This is a genomic window from Agromyces neolithicus (genome assembly GCF_039529735.1).
Classification (GTDB): domain Bacteria; phylum Actinomycetota; class Actinomycetes; order Actinomycetales; family Microbacteriaceae; genus Agromyces; species Agromyces neolithicus.
On sequence record NZ_BAAANJ010000019.1, the window covers coordinates 38,210 to 55,225 of the forward strand.

The window sequence follows — 17,016 nt, forward strand, 5'->3', positions numbered from 1 at the left end:
CGACAGTGACGAACACCATCGAAGCACCCCGCACCCCGGCCCGGCCCGCGCGCAATCGCGGCACCAACTGGGAGAAGTGGGGCTGGATCTACATGCGCGCGTCGGGCGTCGTGCTCATCGTGCTGATCTTCGGCCATCTCTTCATGAACCTCATCGTCGGCGACGGCGTGAGCGCCATCGACTTCGGCTTCGTCGCCGGCAAGTGGGCCGACCCGTTCTGGCAGTGGTGGGACGTGCTGATGCTCTGGCTGGCACTCATCCACGGCGCCAACGGCATGCGCACGATCGTGAACGATTACACGAACCCGGGAACGGTGCAGAAGGTGCTGAAGGGCGCCCTGTTCGGTGCCGCGGCCGTGCTCATCGTGCTCGGCACCCTGGTCGTCTTCACGTTCGAGCCCTGCCCGCCCGTCTCGGCCGACATGGCCGACCTGCTCCCCTCGTTCTGTTCCGCATAGGAGATCCGTGAACACCCAGTCCGCCGACGCCGAGACCCAGATCATCGACGGCGTCCACCACCACCAGTTCGACATCGTCATCGTGGGCGCCGGCGGCGCCGGCATGCGCGCGGCGATCGAGGCCGGCCCCGGCGCGAAGACCGCGGTCATCTCGAAGCTCTATCCCACGCGCTCACACACGGGCGCCGCGCAGGGCGGCATGGCCGCCGCCCTCGCCAACGTCGAGGAAGACAGCTGGGAGTGGCACACGTTCGACACCGTCAAGGGCGGCGACTACCTCGTCGACCAAGACGCTGCCGAGATCCTCGCGAAAGAGGCGATCGACGCGGTCATCGACCTCGAGAACATGGGACTGCCGTTCAACCGCACGCCCGAGGGCAAGATCGACCAGCGCCGATTCGGCGGCCACACGCGCGACCACGGCAAGGCGCCCGTGCGCCGCGCCTGCTATGCGGCCGACCGCACGGGCCACATGATCCTGCAGACGCTGTTCCAGAACTGCGTGAAGCTCGGCATCAACTTCTTCAACGAGTACTACGTGCTCGACCTGGTGATGACCGAGGTCGATGGAGTGCAGAAGCCATCGGGCGTCGTCGCCTACGACCTTGCGTCAGGCGAACTGCACGTGTTCCAGGCGAAGGCCGTGATCTTCGCCACCGGCGGGTTCGGCAAGATCTACAAGACCACCTCGAACGCGCACACCCTCACCGGCGACGGCGTCGGCATCATCTGGCGCAAGGGCCTCCCCCTCGAAGACATGGAGTTCTTCCAGTTCCATCCGACGGGTCTCGCCGGCCTCGGCATCCTGCTCACCGAGGGTGCACGAGGCGAGGGCGCCATCTTGCGCAACGCCTCGGGCGAGCGGTTCATGGAACGCTACGCCCCCACCATCAAAGACCTCGCGCCGCGCGACATCGTCGCCCGGTGCATGGTGAAAGAGGTGGCCGAGGGGCGCGGCGCCGGCCCGCACAAGGACTACGTCTACCTCGACTGCACCCACCTCGGCGCCGAGGTGCTCGAGACCAAGCTCCCCGACATCACCGAGTTCGCTCGCACCTACCTCGGCGTCGACCCCGTCTTCGAGCCGGTGCCGGTGATGCCCACCGCGCACTACGCCATGGGCGGCATCCCCACGAACAACAACGCCGAGGTGCTCAGCGACAACACCACCGTCGTTCCCGGGCTCTACGCCGCGGGTGAGTGCGCATGCGTCTCGGTGCACGGGTCGAACCGCCTCGGAACGAACTCGCTGCTCGACATCAACGTGTTCGGAAAGCGCGCGGGCAACAACGCCGTCGCGTACGTCAAGACCGTCGACTTCACTCCCCTGCCCGACGACCCGGCCGCAGCGGTGCGCAACCTGCTCACGCAGCTGCGCGACTCGAACGGCACCGAGCGCATCGCCGCGATCCGTAAAGAGCTGCAAGACGAGATGGACCGCAGCGCCCAGGTGTTCCGCACCGACGAGTCGCTCGCCCATGTCACCGAGGTCATCGCCGGGCTGCGCGAGCGCTACCGCAACATCGCGGTGCACGACAAGGGCAAGCGGTTCAACACCGACCTGCTCGAAGCCGTCGAACTCGGGTTCCTGCTCGACCTCGCCGAGGTCGTCGTGTTCTCGGCGCGCAACCGCAAAGAGAGCCGCGGCGGTCACATGCGCGACGACTTCCCCGACCGCGACGACGCCAACTACATGCAGCACACGATGGCCTACCTCTCGGGTGACGCGCACTCGTCCGATGCGGCCGACCACATCCGGCTCGATTGGAAGCCGGTCGTCGTGACGCGCTACCAGCCGATGGAAAGGAAGTACTGACGTGAGCACCGCAACGCTCGAGGCGGCCCCGACGACCGAAGCCGCGATCCCCTCGTTCACCGTCACCTTCCTGATCCGCCGGTTCGACCCCGATGTCGACACCGAGCCGCGCTGGCAGGACTTCGATGTCGAGATGTACGCCACCGACCGCGTGCTCGACGCGCTGCACAAGATCAAGTGGGAACAAGACGGCTCGCTCACGTTCCGCCGTTCGTGCGCGCACGGCATCTGCGGCTCCGACGCGATGCGCATCAACGGCCGGAACCGGCTGGCGTGCAAGACGCTCATCAAGGACCTCGACATCTCGAAGCCCATCTATGTGGAGGCCATCAAGGGCCTGCCGCTCGAGAAGGACCTCATCGTCGACATGGAACCGTTCTTCGCGAGCTTCCGCGAGGTGCAGCCGTTCCTGGTGGCGAACAGCACGCCCGAGCCGGGCAAGGAGCGCGTGCAGTCGGTCGCCGAGCGCGCCCGCTTCGACGACACCACGAAGTGCATCCTCTGCGCCGCGTGCACCTCGTCGTGCCCCGTGTTCTGGACCGACGGCCAGTACTTCGGCCCCGCCGCGATCGTCAACGCGCACCGCTTCATCTTCGACTCGCGCGACGACAACGCGCAGACCCGCCTCGACATCCTCAACGACACCGAGGGCGTGTGGCGCTGCCGGACGACCTTCAACTGCACCGACGCGTGCCCGCGCGGCATCGAGGTCACGAAGGCGATCGCCGAGGTCAAGCAGGCCGTCATGCGCGGCAAGCCGTAGGGTTCCGCGCTCGGCGAAGGGGGCAGCGTGAGCGAGCGCACGGACAGCCGTTCCGGCGAACACCGTCGACCGTACGACGCGCCCCCCGCGACATCCGATGACGCCCCTGACAGTGACGAGGCGGGCACGTCGGCCAGGCAACGATTCGACGCGTTCACCGAGCCGATCCGCGACCGGCTCGAGGAGCCGATCCACACGGTCGGCACCATCACGCAGAAGACCCTCGCCCTCTTCCCGGTGCGGGTGTGGCGGCACTTCCTGTACCAGAACGGGTTCATCCTCTCGTCGGGGCTCAGTTACCAGGCGCTCTTCGCGATCTTCGCGGCGCTGTACGTCGTGCTCGCGGTCGCGGGCATCTGGCTGACGGGCAACCCGGCGACACTCGATGCGTTCGTGACGCTGCTCAACACCTACGCACCGGGGCTCATCGGCGAGAACGGCGTGCTCACGACCGACGAGCTCACCGAGATCGCCACCCAGAGCACCAGCCTCTTCGGCTGGACCGGCGCCGTCGCCCTCGCGGGCCTCATCTGGACGGCCATCGCGTGGATCACCTACGCGCGCACCGCCGTGCGCAGCATCTTCGGCCTGCCGAAAGACATGAGAGCGTACGTGCTGCTGAAAGCACGCGACCTGCTCGCAGGATTGGCGTTCGGCTCGATCCTGCTGATCGCCACGGGCCTGTCGGTCGCGACGACCTCGTTCCTCGACTGGTTGCTCGCCCTCGTGGGGCTCGACAGCGGCTCGGGTTGGTCGGACTTCTTCGTGCAGGCCGGCGCGTTCCTCGTCGTCTTCGCGATCGACACGCTGGCCCTCGCCGTCATGTTCCGGTTCCTCTCGGGGGCGGCGATGCCCTGGCGGCGCGTGTGGGTCGGCTCGCTGCTGGGCTCTGCCGCGCTGTCGGCGCTGCAGCTGCTCGGAGGGTTCCTGCTCGGCCGTGCCTCGACCAACCCGCTGCTCGCGACGTTCGCCGTGTTCATCGGCATGCTGCTCTGGTTCCGCATCACGAGCATCATCATCCTCGTCGCGGCGAGCTGGATCGCCGTCGAGGCCGCCGATGCCCATGAGTCGCTGCGAAAGGTGACCCCCGAGCAACTCGCCGCCGAGCAACTCGAGCGCGAGCAGCAGGCGCTCGTCACGGCGGCGCGCGTTCGCGTTCGCGAGGCCACCGCCGACGTGGCCGCCGCGAACTGGATGGGGAGGTTCGCCGCCAGGCGTCGCCTCGACCGCGCCGAATCCGAGCTCGCCGAGCTCGAGGCATCCGCGCCCGGCGAAGCGTCGCGAAAGCGCGCCGGAGGCCTCCCCTAGGATCGAATGCATGCCCTCCGCGAAACCCGTCCGACTCGCCAGCGTCAACGTCAACGGCGTGCGCGCTGCATTCCGCAAGGGCATGGGCGAGTGGCTGGTGGCTCGCGACGTCGACATTCTCGCCATGCAAGAGGTGCGCGCGTCGACCGATGACCTGCAGGGCCTGCTCGGCGACGACTGGGACATCCTGCACGACCCTGCGACCGCGAAGGGCCGGGCCGGGGTCGCGATCGCGAGCCGCAACCGCGCCCAGATCCACCGGGTCGAGCTCGGCGCGCCCGACTTCGACAGCGCCGGTCGCTGGCTCGAGGCCGACTACGACGTCGACGGGCGGGTGCTCACCGTTGTGTCGGCCTACGTGCACTCCGGTGAAGACGGCACGCCGAAGCAGGTCGAGAAGTACCGATTCCTCGATGCGATGGAAGAGCGCATGCCCCGGCTCGTCGAGCACACAGAACTCGCGGTCATCGTCGGCGACCTGAATGTCGGCCACCGAAGGCTCGACATCCGCAATTGGAAGGGCAACGTCAAGAAGGCCGGCTTCCTGCCCCGCGAGCGCGAGTACTTCGACCGGTTCGTGGGTGCTGAAGACGCACCCGACTACAACGCCGGCGCGGGCCTCGGCTGGGTCGACGTCGGCCGCCGGGCAGCAGGCGAGGTCGATGGCCCCTACACGTGGTGGTCGATGCGCGGCAAGGCGTTCGACACCGACACCGGGTGGCGCATCGACTACCACCTGGCCTCGTCCGCGCTCGCGGCAACGGTGGCGTCGTACACGGTCGACCGTGCGGCGGCCTACGACGAGCGATGGTCCGACCACTCCCCGGTCGTCGTCGACTACGCCATCTGACCATCTCTCCCACACACGAGAACGTTGAATCCATGACCACCACCCCCATCGTCTTCTCGGGCATGCAGCCCTCGAGCGATTCGCTGCACCTCGGCAATTACCTCGGTGCGCTCGTCAACTGGGTCGCACTGCAAGACGAGTACGACCCCATCTACTGCGTCGTCGACCTGCACGCGATCACGGTGGCGCAAGACCCGAAGGCGCTGCACGACAACGTGCGCCGCACGACCGCCCAGTACCTCGCGGCGGGCGTCGACGTCGAGCGCTCAACGCTGTTCGTGCAGTCGCACGTGCCGGCCCACACCGAGCTCGCATGGGTGCTCGGCACCATGACGGGCTTCGGCGAGGCGAGCCGCATGACGCAGTTCAAAGACAAGTCGGCCAGGCACGGCACCGACGCCACCACGGTCGGCTTGTTCACCTACCCGGTGCTCATGGCCGCCGACATCTTGCTCTACGGCACCGACCTCGTGCCTGTCGGTGACGACCAGCGACAGCACCTCGAGCTCACGCGCGACCTCGCGGGGCGCTTCAACTCGCGCTACGGCGACACGTTCGTGGTGCCCGAGGCGCTCATCCCCAAAGAGTCGGCGCGCATCTACGATCTGCAGGAGCCCGAGGCGAAGATGTCGAAGTCCTCGGCGTCAGAGGCGGGCCTCGTGAAGCTCATGGACGACCCTGCGATCACGGCGAAGAAGATCAAGAGCGCCGTCACCGACACCGAGCGTGAGGTGCGCTACGAGCCGCACACGAAGCCCGGCATCTCGAACCTGCTCGACATCTATGCTGCGACGACCGGTGACTCCATCGCCGAACTCGAGGCGCGCTACGCGGGCCGCGGCTACGGCGACTTCAAGAAAGATCTCGCCGAAGTGGTCGTCGACCGCCTGACGCCCATCCGCGCACGCACCCTCGAACTGCTCGAAGACCCCGCCGAGCTCGACCGGCTGCTCGCGGTCGGCGCCGAGCGCGCGAGCGAGCGTGCCGAGCGCATCCTGCGCGAGGTCTACGACCGTGTCGGATTCGTGCGTCGCGGCTGAGATGCAACCTGTCACCCTGCGCACGCCGCGCCTCGTGCTCGACCTACCGGCCGAACGCGACATCGAACTGGTCACTCACTACTGCCAAGATCCGCTCTTCGAGCGGTTCCTCACGACACCATGGCCGTACACCGACGCGCACGCCCGAGGGTTCCTGACCGAGTACGTGCCCGAAGCCTGGGTGGCCGGTTCCGAGCTGACGTGGGCCATCCGACCTGAGGTGGGCAGTCCGCTCATGGGCGTCATCAGCCTGCGCACCGGGCCCCGTGAGATCGGCTTCTGGCTCGGCGCCGAGCACCGCGGCTCGGGCGTCATGGCCGAGGCGACGACGGCGCTCTGCGACTGGGCGTTCGCGGGCGGCGTGCCGGGCATCGACACGATCTCATGGCGGGCGAACGCCGGCAACGTCGCCTCGGCCTCGGTCGCCCGCGCCTCGGGATTCATCAACACGACGACCGACGCAGGCACGGTTCCGGGCCGCGACGGCGTCGACCTGCCGGCGTGGAGTGGCGAGCGGGGCGCCGTGATCGACGCGCGAGCGCACGACAGCTGGCAGTCGATCCTCGGCGGCGGCCGATGACCTCGCCGAGTGCGGCGACGCCGGTCGTGCTCTTCGACCTCGACGACACTCTCATGGCGCACCGCGCCGCGGTCGACGCGGGCATTGTGGCGCATATGGCCGAACGGGCATACGACGCTGAACGCGCACCCGCGCAACAGTTCTGGCGCGACCTCGAAGAAGAGCACTACCACGCCTACCTCGCGGGGCAGCTGACGTTCGAGGGCCAGCGACGAGCGCGCGCACGCGACTTCGCACTGGCCCACGGTGACGAGCTCGACGAACTCGCCGCCGGCGCATGGTTCGCCCGCTACTTCGAGCGTTACCGCGAGTCATGGTCGCTGCACGACGACGCGCTGCCCGCGCTCGACGCGCTCGTCGACGTGCTGCCGGGCGTGCGCTTGGGCATCATCACGAACGGCGAGCTCGACCTCCAGCGAGCCAAGCTCGAGCGGCTCGGCATTCTCGACCGATTCGCGCACATCGTCGCATCGGGCGACGTCGGCATCACCAAGCCCGACGTGCGCATCTTCGAGCAGGCGATCGCACGGTTCGAGTCCGACGCGCCCGTCACGGCTGCGGCCTATGTCGGCGACCGCCTCGCCACCGACGCCATCGGTGCCGCCGCCGCCGGACTCGTCGGCGTGTGGCTCAATCGCACCGGCGCGACGATGGCCGACGACGAGGCCGCATCGGCAGCGCTGGTCGACGTCGTCGAGATCGCATCGCTCACTGAACTCGCGCCGATCCTCGCCGAGCGCCTCACCGTCTGAGCAGCGGGGCGCACCGCAGCAGGGCGCGCCGCAGCGCGGCGCAACGGCTACGGGCGCGTCACGAGACGAGAACGGGTCGGGCGCACCCCCATGCACCCGACCCGTCACCTCACCGTACCTGCGGTGAGGCTTATGCGACGTCGTCGTCGACCCAGTCGAGGGTCTTCGAGACGGCCTTCTTCCAGTTGCGGTCGAGACGTGCACGCTCGGCCTCGTCCATCGACGGGGTCCAGCGCTTGTCCTCCTGCCAGTTGGCCCGCAGCTCGTCGAGGCTCGACCAGAAGCCGACCGCGAGACCGGCCGCGTATGCCGCGCCGAGCGCCGTGGTCTCGGCGACGACCGGGCGCACGACGGGCACGCCGAGGATGTCGGCCTGGAACTGCAGCAGCGTGTCGTTGGCGGTCGCGCCGCCGTCGACGCGGAGCTCGGTGAGGTCCACCCCGGCGTCGGCGTTCACGGCCTCGATGACATCGCGGGTCTGGAATGCGATGGCCTCGAGCGCTGCACGGGCGATGTGGCCCTTGTTCACGTACCGGGTGAGGCCGACGAGCGCGCCGCGAGCGTCGGGGCGCCAGTAGGGCGCGAACAGCCCCGAGAACGCCGGCACGAAGTACGCGCCGCCGTTGTCATCGACCGACTTCGCGAGCTCTTCGACCTCGGCGGCCGAGGAGATGAGGCCGAGGTTGTCGCGGAGCCACTGGATGAGCGAGCCGGTCACGGCGATCGAGCCCTCGAGTGCGTAGTGCACTGGCTGGTCGCCGAGCTTGAAGCCGACGGTCGTGAGCAGGCCGTTCTTCGAGTGGACGATCTCCTCGCCCGTGTTGAAGATCAGGAAGTTGCCGGTGCCGTAGGTGTTCTTCGCCTCGCCGGTCTCGAACGCCGCCTGGCCGAAGGTCGCGGCCTGCTGGTCGCCGAGGATGCCGGCGATCGGCGTCTCGCGCAGCAGCGAGTGCTCGTTCGCGACGCCGTAGACCTCCGAGGACGACCTGATCTCGGGCAGCATCGAGCGCGGCACGCCGAACGCGGCGAGGATCTCGTCGTCCCACTGGAGGGTCTCGAGGTCCATGAACATCGTGCGGCTCGCGTTCGTGACATCCGTCGCGTGCACGCCGCCGTCGACTCCGCCGGTGAGGTTCCACAGCACCCAGGTGTCGGTCGTGCCGAACAGCAGGTCGCCGACCTCGGCTTTCTCCCGTGCACCGGGCACGTTCTCCAGGATCCAGACGATCTTCGTGCCCGAGAAGTAGGTCGCGAGCGGCAGGCCGACCTGTTGCTTGAAGCGCTCGACGCCGCCGTCGGCTGCGAGCCGGTCGACGATCGGCTGGGTGCGGGTGTCCTGCCACACGATCGCGTTGTACACCGGCTCGCCGGTCGTGCGGTCCCACACGACCGCGGTCTCGCGCTGGTTGGTGATGCCGATCGCGGCGATGTCGTGGCGGGTCAGGTTCGCCTTGCCGAGTGCCTGGCCGATGACCTCTCCCGTGTTACGCCAGATCTCGGCGGGGTCGTGTTCGACCCAGCCGGCCTTGGGAAAGATCTGCTCGTGCTCGAGCTGCCCGGTCGAGACGATCGATCCGGCCTTGTCGAAGATGATCGCGCGCGATGAGGTGGTGCCCTGATCGATCGCGAGGACGTAGTCAGTCATCTGAGACCTCCGTTGCTGTCAGTGAATGGGTGGTGCGGGTGGATTCGGCGAGCGGATGCCGCAGCTCAGCCGAGGAGCGGCAGGAGCGGGATCGCGACCCAGCCGGCGAGGACGCCGCCGATGATGGGGCCGACGACGGGGACCCATGAGTAGGACCAGTCGCTGCTGCCCTTGCCCTTGATCGGGAGGATGGCGTGCGCGATGCGCGGGCCGAGGTCGCGTGCCGGGTTGATCGCGTAGCCGGTCGGGCCACCGAGGGACGCGCCGATGCCGACCACGAGCAGGGCCACGGGCAGCGCGCCGAGCGCAGCGAGGCCCGAGGCGTCGCCCTGCCGGCCGAAGCCGATGACGACGAAGACGAGCACGAATGTGCCGATGATCTCGGTGACGAGGTTCCAGCCGTATGAGCGGATGGCGGGGCCGGTCGAGAACACGCCCAGCTTGTTGGCCGGCTCGGGCTCGGCGTCGAAGTGCTGCTTGTAGGCCAACCACGCCGCGATCGCGCCGAGGAACGCGCCGAGCAGCTGTGCGCCGATGTAGGTGAGCACCGAGACGACGTTCACCGGCACTGCGGTGCCGAACGCAGGGTTGCCGAACTCGGTGGCGCCGTTCGCGACGAGTCCTAGGGTGACGGCGGGGTTGATGTGCGCGCCGGAGGCGTACGCCACGATGACGCCGGCGAAGACCGCGAGGCCCCAGCCGAAGTTCACCATGAGGAACCCGCCGTTGAAGCCCTTCGTCTTGGCGAGCGCCACGTTCGCTACGACGCCGCAGCCGAGCAGCACCAGCATCGCCGTGCCGACGAGTTCCGCGAGGAACACGATTCCGAGATTGTCCACGTTGACCTTCCTTCGAGTGGGCGAACGGATGTCGCATCCGCCCGCCGGGAGCACCGGACGATGCCGGCCTCGATGAAGCTACCGGGCCATCGGCACCGAATCACGGGTTTCGCGGTGCACATCCGTGCAGATTCGGACGACCTCACCCGGCCGCCGCGACCTCCAGCAGTGTGACGCCATGGCGCTCGGCGAGCACACGGCGCGCCTGCGCGACCTCGGCGACTCGCCGTTCGGCGTCCCAGGCGAGCTCGGCGGCGACGAGGTCGGCGAGCTCCTCGAGCAGCGGCGCCGTGAGGGTGCCGGTGAACGCGATACTGGTGCGCCGCTGCACGAGGTCGAGCAGGTGCACGACGCGCTCGTTGCGCACGAGCCACCGGATCTCGCCCCGCGTGTACCCGGGGTGATGGTCGAGGGCGAGGTCCTCGGCGCCCTCGACCTCGCCGAGCAGGTCGGAGGCTCGGGTGCCGTATCGGTCGAGGAGCGCCGCGGCCCGCGCGTTGCCGACCTCGTCGCCGTGCGCCGCGACCCACACCCGGCGGGCATCGTCGGTCGCCGGGTACGCCGCGCCGCCGCCGATCGCGAGTCCCTTCGTGGAGTGCACGCGCGTGCGCCCGAGGCGCCCGAGGACCTCGTCGGACAGGTGCTCTGCGAGGGCCCGGAACGTGGTCCACTTGCCGCCGACGAGGCTCAGCAGCATCGTTCCCGGCCGCTCAGCGACGTCGGACCGCTCGATGCGGTAGTCGCGGCTCACGAACCCGGGCTGCGTGTCATCGTGGCGCGGCAACGGCCGCACTCCCGAGAAGCGGTAGACGATCTGCGACCGATCGACCCGGATGCCTGGGAAAACGTGCGCGATGAGTTCGAAGAAGTAGTCGACCTCGTCGTCGGTGCACACCGCGGGCTGTCGCATGTCGTGCTCGAGGTCGGTGGTGCCGACCATGACGCGGCCCTTGAGCGGGTAGATGAGCACGATCCGTCCGTCTTCGTGCTCGAAGAAGATTTCGCGGCCCGCGGTCGCGGAGAGCAACTCGGGGTGGTCGAGCACGATATGCGATCCCTTGGTGCCACCCATGAACCGCGACGGGTGACCGAGCTGCGCATTCGTGATGTCGGTCCAGGGCCCCGACGCGTTGACGACGACGTCGGCGGCGATCGCAAACTCCTCGCCGGTGAGCCCGTCGCGCACGCGCACGCCTTCGGCGCCGAGCGCGACCGCCTCGAGGTGGTTGGCGGCACGGGCGTGCGGGCCCGAGGCGAGGCCGTCGAAGAGCACGTCGAGGGCGAGCCGCTCGGGATCGTGCATGCTGGCGTCGTAGTAGGTCGCGGTGTACTTCACGCCGGGGTTGAGGGCCGGCAGCTCGGCGAGCGACCGCTTCGCACCGTGGAACCGGTGTCGCGGCACCTGACCGCCGTCGCGCGAGAACGAGTCGTAGAGCGTGAGCCCGGCCTTGATGAGCGCGGCACCCCGCTCGGTCGGCCGCCCCGCCCTGTGGGTCAGGAACCGCATCGGCGCCGAGAGCATGCCCGAGAACGTCGAGAAGATCGGCACCGTCGTCTCGAGCGGCTTGACGTAGTGCGGGGCGATCCGGATGAGGGCGTTCCGCTCCCGCACCGACTCCTGGACGAGCCGGAACTCGCCGTTCTCGAGGTAGCGGATGCCGCCGTGGATCATGTGCGACGAGGCCGACGATGCGCCCGAGACGAAATCGTCGCGCTCGACGAGCACCACGTCGACGCCTTGCAGGGCGAGATCACGGAACGTGGCGATGCCGTTGATACCGGCGCCGATGACGACCACGTCGGCCGTGGGCCGGGCGTGGAGGTCCGCGACCTCGGCGCGCAGGCGCGGGGCGCGACCGTGGCGGTGTCGCTGCGTGGTCGTGGGGTTCGCAGACATCGCTGTCCTCTTCTCGATGCGGGTGGGTACTCGATGCGAATCCATCGGCCGCGATCGGCTTGCGCCGACGGGTCCGGTGTGGATGAATACATCGTGAGCATGCTCGCACGCTATTGCAAGCTGCGTGCACATACGTGCAAGGGGAGAGCAGGATGACTGAGAACGAGCCGGGCGAGACCGAGACGGTGCCGGGCAAGACACGCGACGCCCTTCGGGCCGCGCACCTCTACTACATGCAGGACCTCACGATGGACGCGATCGCCCACGAGCTGCACACCTCGCGATCCTCGATCTCACGCCTCTTGAGCCATGCCCGGGCGAGCGGACTGGTCGAGATCTCGATCCACTCGCCGCTCGACCTGCCGAGCCGGCTCGAGCAGGAGATCCTCGAGCGTCACGAGGTGCACGCGCACGTCGTCCCAGTGCCCGACCACGCGAGCGACGTCGACCGGCTCGACCGTGTCGCGCTCTCAGCTGCACGTATTCTCGGCCAGTACGTGGACTCGAACCAGACGATCGGCATCGCGTGGGGCTCCACCATGACGGCCATGAGCCGTCATCTCGTGCCGAAGGCGACCCACAACACCGAGATCGTGCAGCTCAACGGCGCCGGCAACGTGCGCTCGACCGGAATCCTCTACGCGAGCGAGCTGCTGCGCCGCTTCGGCGACGCCTTCGGTGCGCACGTGCAGCAGTCCCCCGTGCCTGCCTTCTTCGACGACCCCGAGACCCGGCGGGCATTCTGGCGCGAACGCTCGACTCGACGCCTTCTTGACCTGCAGAGCCGCATGGATGTCGCGCTGTTCGGCCTCGGCTCGCCGTTCGCCGAGGTGCCGAGCCACGTCTACCAGGGCGGCTACCTCGAGCGCGCCGATTACGAGGCGCTCAGCCGCGACGGCGTCGTCGGCGACGTCGCCACCGTGTTCTACCGAGCCGACGGCTCGAGCGACGGCATCGCGCTGAACGAACGTGCGACCGGGCCCGACTTCGCGGTACTGCGCCGCGCGCCGCGCCGTGTGTGCGTCGTCTCGGGGCGCGCGAAGATCCCGAGCCTGCACGGCGCGCTCGCTGCCGGGCTCATCACCGACCTCATCGTCGACGAGGGCGCGGCCCGGGCCCTCGTCGAGGCGGCGTGACCCGATCGAGCCCCCTTCACGCGCGCGAACACCCCGCAGAGATCGAGTGGGCAGAGATCGACCTTCATATAGCGGGGAAGGACGATCTCTGCCCACTCGGCTGCGGTGATCGACGCCGGAGAGCCGGGTGCGACGTGGGAATAGGACGCGCGCGCCCGCGTTGACATAGAATCGACACGACAACGTGCTCCGGGGTCGGTGCAATTCCGAACCGGCGGTTACAGTCCGCGAGCCGGGTGCGGTCGATCGAGAGATCGGGCGCACTCGGTTGAACCGGTGGAATTCCGGTACCGACGGTGAAAGTCCGGATGGGAGGCGGCACGTGTCGGCGACGCGAAGCGTCGTCGACCTGTTCGGCTGCGCCGAGCATCCCCGGAGCCCTGATGAACAGGACGAGGGATGACCACGGGTGCGCACACGATGGCGGATGCCGCAGCGATGCGCCGCGCGCTCGAGCTCGCCACGCGCGGCCCCTCACGCGGGGTGAACCCGCGCGTCGGCTGCGTGATCCTCTCGCGCGCCGGCGACGTCATCGCCGAGGGCTGGCACCGTGGAGCGGGCACAGCCCACGCCGAGGTCGACGCGCTCTCGAAGCTCGCCCCGGGTGCGGCCGAGGGCGCCACCGCCGTGGTCACGCTCGAGCCGTGCAATCACACCGGCCGCACCGGCCCCTGCGCGCTCGCCCTCATCGAGGCCGGCATCGCCCGGGTCGTCTACGCCGTCTCAGATCCCGGCGACCACTCCGCCGGCGGAGCGCAACGCCTGCGCGACGCCGGCATCGAGGTCGACGGCGGCGTGCTCGCCGACGAGGCCGGGGCCATGCTCGAGGACTGGCTGTTCGCCGCGCGCCACCGCCGCCCGCGCGTGATCGTGAAGTGGGCGTCGAGCCTCGACGGCCGCGCCGCCGCGGCCGACGGCACGAGCCAGTGGATCACCGGCCCGGCCGCCCGTGCCGACGTGCACCGGCGACGCGCCGCCGCCGACGCCATCGCCGTCGGCACCGGAACCGTGCTCGCCGACGACCCGGCACTCACCGCGCGCGACCCCGGCGGGCAGTTCTACGACGTGCAGCCCGTGCCGGTGGTGTTCGGCCGGCGCGAGGTGCCCGCCGACGCGTCGATCACCCGCCACCCGCACGCGCCCATGTTCTTCACCGGAACCGACCTGGCCGCCGACCTCGAGCAACTGCAGCGGCGGGGCATCCGTTCGCTCTTCATCGAGGGCGGGCCGACGCTCGCGAGCGCCTTCGTGGCCGCGGGCCTCGTCGACGAGCTGCTCGTCTACGTCGCACCTGCGCTGCTCGGCGGCCCGCGGCTCGCGCTCGGCGACCTCGGCATCACGTCGATCGACGGCGCCAAGCGCTTCACCTTCACCGACATCGAACGACTCGGCGACGACGTACTGCTCGTCGCGCACCCGGCCTCGGGTCTCGATACGCTCCGCTACTCGGGCAACGCTACTGAGAGGAACTGACATGTTCACCGGAATCATCGAGGAGCGTGGCACGATCACGCGCGTCGAGCGAACCGACGACGCCGCCCGCCTGAGCGTGCGGGGGCCGCTCGTGGTCGAGGGCGTCACGCACGGCGACTCGATCTCGGTGTCGGGCGTGTGCCTGACCGTCGTCGAGTTCGACGCCGAGGGCTTCACCGCCGATGTGATGGCGCAGACGCTCGCGATGTCGACGCTCGACGGCGCCGCCGAAGGGCTCGCGGTGAACCTCGAGCGGGCCGCGAAGGTGGGCGACCGGCTCGGCGGGCACATCGTGCAGGGCCACATCGACGGCACCGCGCAGGTGCTCGAGATCCGCCCGGGCGACGCGTGGCGGGTCATCCGATTCTCGCTCGACGCGTCGCACGCGCCGCTCGTCGTCGACAAGGGCTCGATCGCGGTCGACGGCGTCTCGCTCACCGTGAGCGCCGTCGGCGACGAGCCCGGCGGCTCGTGGTTCGAGGTGTCGCTCATCCCCGAGACCCTCACCGCGACCACGCTCGGCGACCGGGTCGTCGGCGACAGGGTGAACATCGAGACCGATATCCTCGCGCGCCAGGTCGAGCGCATGCTGCGCTTCGCCGGCCGCCTCGGCACCGAGTCGGTCGAGATCCCGTCGTCCATCCACAGCACCGGAGGTACCGCATGAGCCTCGCAACCATCCCCGAAGTCCTCGATGCGCTGCGCGCGGGCAAGCCCGTCATCGTCGCTGACGACGAAGGTCGTGAGAACGAGGGCGACGCCATCATGGCGGCGCAGTTCGCGACGCAGGAGTGGATCGCGTGGATGGTGCGGCACACGAGCGGCTACCTTTGCGCGCCGATGCCGAACTCGGTCGCCGACCGGCTCGAACTGCCGCTGATGACCGAGCGCAGCGAAGACCCGCGCACGACCGCCTACACGATCACGGTCGACGCGGCCGACCGCACGTCGACGGGCATCAGCGCCGCCGATCGCGCACACACCCTGCGCGTGCTCGCCGATCCGGCGTCGGAGCCGCGTTCACTGCATCGACCCGGGCACGTCGTTCCGCTGCGCGCCGTCGACGGCGGCGTACGCGAGCGTGCCGGCCACACCGAGGCGGCGGTCGACCTCATGCGCCTCGCCGGTCTCGAACCGGTCGGCGTCATCGGCGAGATGGTCGAGGACAGCGGCGAGATGATGCGGCTTCCGGGGCTCATCGCCATGGGCGAGCGCGCGGGGCTGCCCGTCACGACCGTGGCGGCGCTCGTCGATTGGATGCGCGACACGGGTCGCGATCCATGGGCGGATGCCGCGACCGCGGCCGTGCCCGAATCCTCGGCCGTCGCGTTCGAGGTCGAGACGAAGCTGCCGACCGACCGCGGCGAGTTCACTGTGCGCGCCTACCGCGACCGCAGCACCGGCGCCGATCACGTCGCCATCATCGCGGGCGACCCGGCCGACGACCCGGTCGGTGCGGTCGTGCGCGTGCACTCCGAGTGCCTGACCGGTGAGGCCTTCGGGTCGCTGAAGTGCGAGTGCGGGCCGCAGCTCGACACCGCGCTCGAGACGATCCAGCGCACGGGTGGCGTCGTCGTCTACCTGCGCGGCCACGAGGGCCGGGGCATCGGCCTCATCAACAAGCTGCGCGCCTACCGCCTTCAGGAAGACGGCCTCGACACGCTCGATGCGAACCTCGCACTCGGCCTGCCGATCGATGCTCGCGATTACAGCGCGGCGACCGGCATCCTTTCCGACCTCGGCATCAGTCGGGTGCGGCTGCTGACGAACAACCCCGAGAAGGTGCGCCAGCTCGAGGCCCACGGCATCGACGTCGTCGAGCGGCTGCCGCTCGTCGTCGGCGTGGTCGACGTCAACACCGGGTACCTCGAGACCAAGCGCAACCGCATGGGACACACGATCGACGACCAGCAGCTCGCCGACGCGGCGGCTGAGGCCCTCTTGGAAGGACACGCATCATGAGCGGAGCAGGATCCCCCGAACTGAACGTCGACGGCAGCGACCTGAAGGTCGTGATCGTCGCGGGCAGCTGGCACGACCAGATCACCGACGCGCTCATCGCCGGCGCGACCCGCACGCTCGAGGCGTCGGGCGCATCGTTCACGCTCGTGCGCGTGCCCGGAAGCTTCGAGCTGCCCGTCGTGTCGAAGGCCGCGCTCGAGGCGGGCGCCGACGCGGTGGTCGCGCTCGGCGTGATCATCCGCGGCGGCACGCCGCACTTCGAGTACGTGTCGGCCGCGGCGACCGACGGGCTCACCCGGGTCGCCCTCGACACCGGCAAGCCGGTCGGGTTCGGCGTGCTCACCCTCGACGACGAGCAGCAGGGCCTCGACCGCGCCGGGCTGCCCGGCTCGAAGGAGGACAAGGGCCGCGAGGCCGCCGAGGCCGCGATCGCGACCGCCCGCGCGCTGGTCGCGGTGCGCTCGGGCGGTCGCTGACCTCGGCATCCGACTTTCGAT

The 17,016-nt window shown here is 69.3% G+C and carries 16 protein-coding genes and 1 riboswitch; of the genes, 13 read left to right on the plus strand and 3 right to left on the minus strand.

Features of this window, described 5'->3' with window-relative positions:
* Positions 1 to 5: 5 nt before the first annotated feature.
* The 8 genes from ABD164_RS16305 to ABD164_RS16340 are packed head-to-tail and all read left to right on the plus strand — an operon-like array spanning position 6 to position 7,567.
* Positions 6 to 458: a succinate dehydrogenase hydrophobic membrane anchor subunit gene (locus tag ABD164_RS16305; protein WP_344297453.1), complete on the plus strand. Its 453-nt coding sequence runs from the start codon at positions 6 to 8 to the stop codon at positions 456 to 458.
* Between the two features lie 7 nt (positions 459 to 465).
* Positions 466 to 2,274, plus strand: coding sequence for a succinate dehydrogenase flavoprotein subunit (sdhA, locus tag ABD164_RS16310; protein WP_344297455.1), 1,809 nt, complete (start codon positions 466 to 468; stop codon positions 2,272 to 2,274).
* A gap of 1 nt (position 2,275) precedes the next feature.
* Positions 2,276 to 3,037 carry a succinate dehydrogenase iron-sulfur subunit gene (locus ABD164_RS16315; protein ID WP_344297457.1) on the plus strand — a complete coding sequence of 254 codons (762 nt, stop codon included), beginning with the start codon at positions 2,276 to 2,278 and terminating at the stop codon, positions 3,035 to 3,037.
* Between the two features lie 27 nt (positions 3,038 to 3,064).
* On the plus strand, positions 3,065 to 4,345 hold the full coding sequence (locus ABD164_RS16320) for a YihY/virulence factor BrkB family protein (protein WP_344297459.1): 1,281 nt from the start codon (positions 3,065 to 3,067) through the stop codon (positions 4,343 to 4,345).
* A gap of 10 nt (positions 4,346 to 4,355) precedes the next feature.
* Positions 4,356 to 5,195 (plus strand): exodeoxyribonuclease III, encoded by an 840-nt coding sequence (locus tag ABD164_RS16325; RefSeq protein WP_344297461.1) that lies wholly within the window; start codon positions 4,356 to 4,358, stop codon positions 5,193 to 5,195.
* Between the two features lie 32 nt (positions 5,196 to 5,227).
* Positions 5,228 to 6,235 carry a tryptophan--tRNA ligase gene (gene trpS, locus ABD164_RS16330; protein WP_344297463.1) on the plus strand — a complete coding sequence of 336 codons (1,008 nt, stop codon included), beginning with the start codon at positions 5,228 to 5,230 and terminating at the stop codon, positions 6,233 to 6,235.
* A 1-nt stretch (position 6,236) separates the two neighbouring features.
* The gene (locus tag ABD164_RS16335; RefSeq protein ID WP_344297465.1) at positions 6,237 to 6,815 is read left to right on the plus strand and encodes a GNAT family N-acetyltransferase; all 579 of its coding nucleotides are present in this window, start codon (positions 6,237 to 6,239) and stop codon (positions 6,813 to 6,815) included.
* On the plus strand, positions 6,812 to 7,567 hold the full coding sequence (locus ABD164_RS16340) for an HAD family hydrolase (protein WP_344297467.1): 756 nt from the start codon (positions 6,812 to 6,814) through the stop codon (positions 7,565 to 7,567). Before ABD164_RS16335 ends, ABD164_RS16340 begins: the two co-directional genes overlap by 4 nt.
* A gap of 130 nt (positions 7,568 to 7,697) precedes the next feature.
* Here the strand turns inward: ABD164_RS16340 and glpK are convergent, their stop codons facing one another.
* The 3 genes from glpK to ABD164_RS16355 all read right to left on the minus strand — a co-directional run bounded on the left by glpK (position 7,698) and on the right by ABD164_RS16355 (position 11,948).
* Positions 7,698 to 9,212: a glycerol kinase GlpK gene (gene glpK, locus ABD164_RS16345; protein WP_344297469.1), complete on the minus strand. Its 1,515-nt coding sequence runs from the start codon at positions 9,210 to 9,212 to the stop codon at positions 7,698 to 7,700.
* 65 nt (positions 9,213 to 9,277) lie between these two features.
* A complete protein-coding gene (locus ABD164_RS16350; protein WP_344297471.1) occupies positions 9,278 to 10,051 on the minus strand; it encodes an MIP/aquaporin family protein in 774 nt (257 codons plus the stop codon).
* Positions 10,052 to 10,193: 142 nt separating this feature from the next.
* The gene (locus ABD164_RS16355; protein ID WP_344297473.1) at positions 10,194 to 11,948 is read right to left on the minus strand and encodes a glycerol-3-phosphate dehydrogenase/oxidase; all 1,755 of its coding nucleotides are present in this window, start codon (positions 11,946 to 11,948) and stop codon (positions 10,194 to 10,196) included.
* 152 nt (positions 11,949 to 12,100) lie between these two features.
* On the opposite strand from ABD164_RS16355, the gene ABD164_RS16360 reads away from it, so the two are divergent.
* The 5 genes from ABD164_RS16360 (at position 12,101) to ribH (ending at position 16,995) form a co-directional block, all read left to right on the plus strand.
* Positions 12,101 to 13,084, plus strand: coding sequence for a sugar-binding transcriptional regulator (locus ABD164_RS16360; protein ID WP_344297475.1), 984 nt, complete (start codon positions 12,101 to 12,103; stop codon positions 13,082 to 13,084).
* A 180-nt stretch (positions 13,085 to 13,264) separates the two neighbouring features.
* Positions 13,265 to 13,410: riboswitch (FMN riboswitch) on the plus strand.
* A 73-nt stretch (positions 13,411 to 13,483) separates the two neighbouring features.
* Positions 13,484 to 14,557, plus strand: coding sequence for a bifunctional diaminohydroxyphosphoribosylaminopyrimidine deaminase/5-amino-6-(5-phosphoribosylamino)uracil reductase RibD (gene ribD, locus ABD164_RS16365; protein WP_344297477.1), 1,074 nt, complete (start codon positions 13,484 to 13,486; stop codon positions 14,555 to 14,557).
* A gap of 1 nt (position 14,558) precedes the next feature.
* Positions 14,559 to 15,224 carry a riboflavin synthase gene (locus tag ABD164_RS16370; RefSeq protein ID WP_344297479.1) on the plus strand — a complete coding sequence of 222 codons (666 nt, stop codon included), beginning with the start codon at positions 14,559 to 14,561 and terminating at the stop codon, positions 15,222 to 15,224.
* A complete protein-coding gene (gene ribA, locus ABD164_RS16375; protein WP_344297481.1) occupies positions 15,221 to 16,519 on the plus strand; it encodes a GTP cyclohydrolase II in 1,299 nt (432 codons plus the stop codon). Before ABD164_RS16370 ends, ribA begins: the two co-directional genes overlap by 4 nt.
* The gene (ribH, locus tag ABD164_RS16380) at positions 16,516 to 16,995 is read left to right on the plus strand and encodes a 6,7-dimethyl-8-ribityllumazine synthase (RefSeq protein ID WP_344297484.1); all 480 of its coding nucleotides are present in this window, start codon (positions 16,516 to 16,518) and stop codon (positions 16,993 to 16,995) included. The genes ribA and ribH overlap by 4 nt, the downstream gene beginning before the upstream one ends.
* Positions 16,996 to 17,016 lie beyond the last annotated feature (21 nt).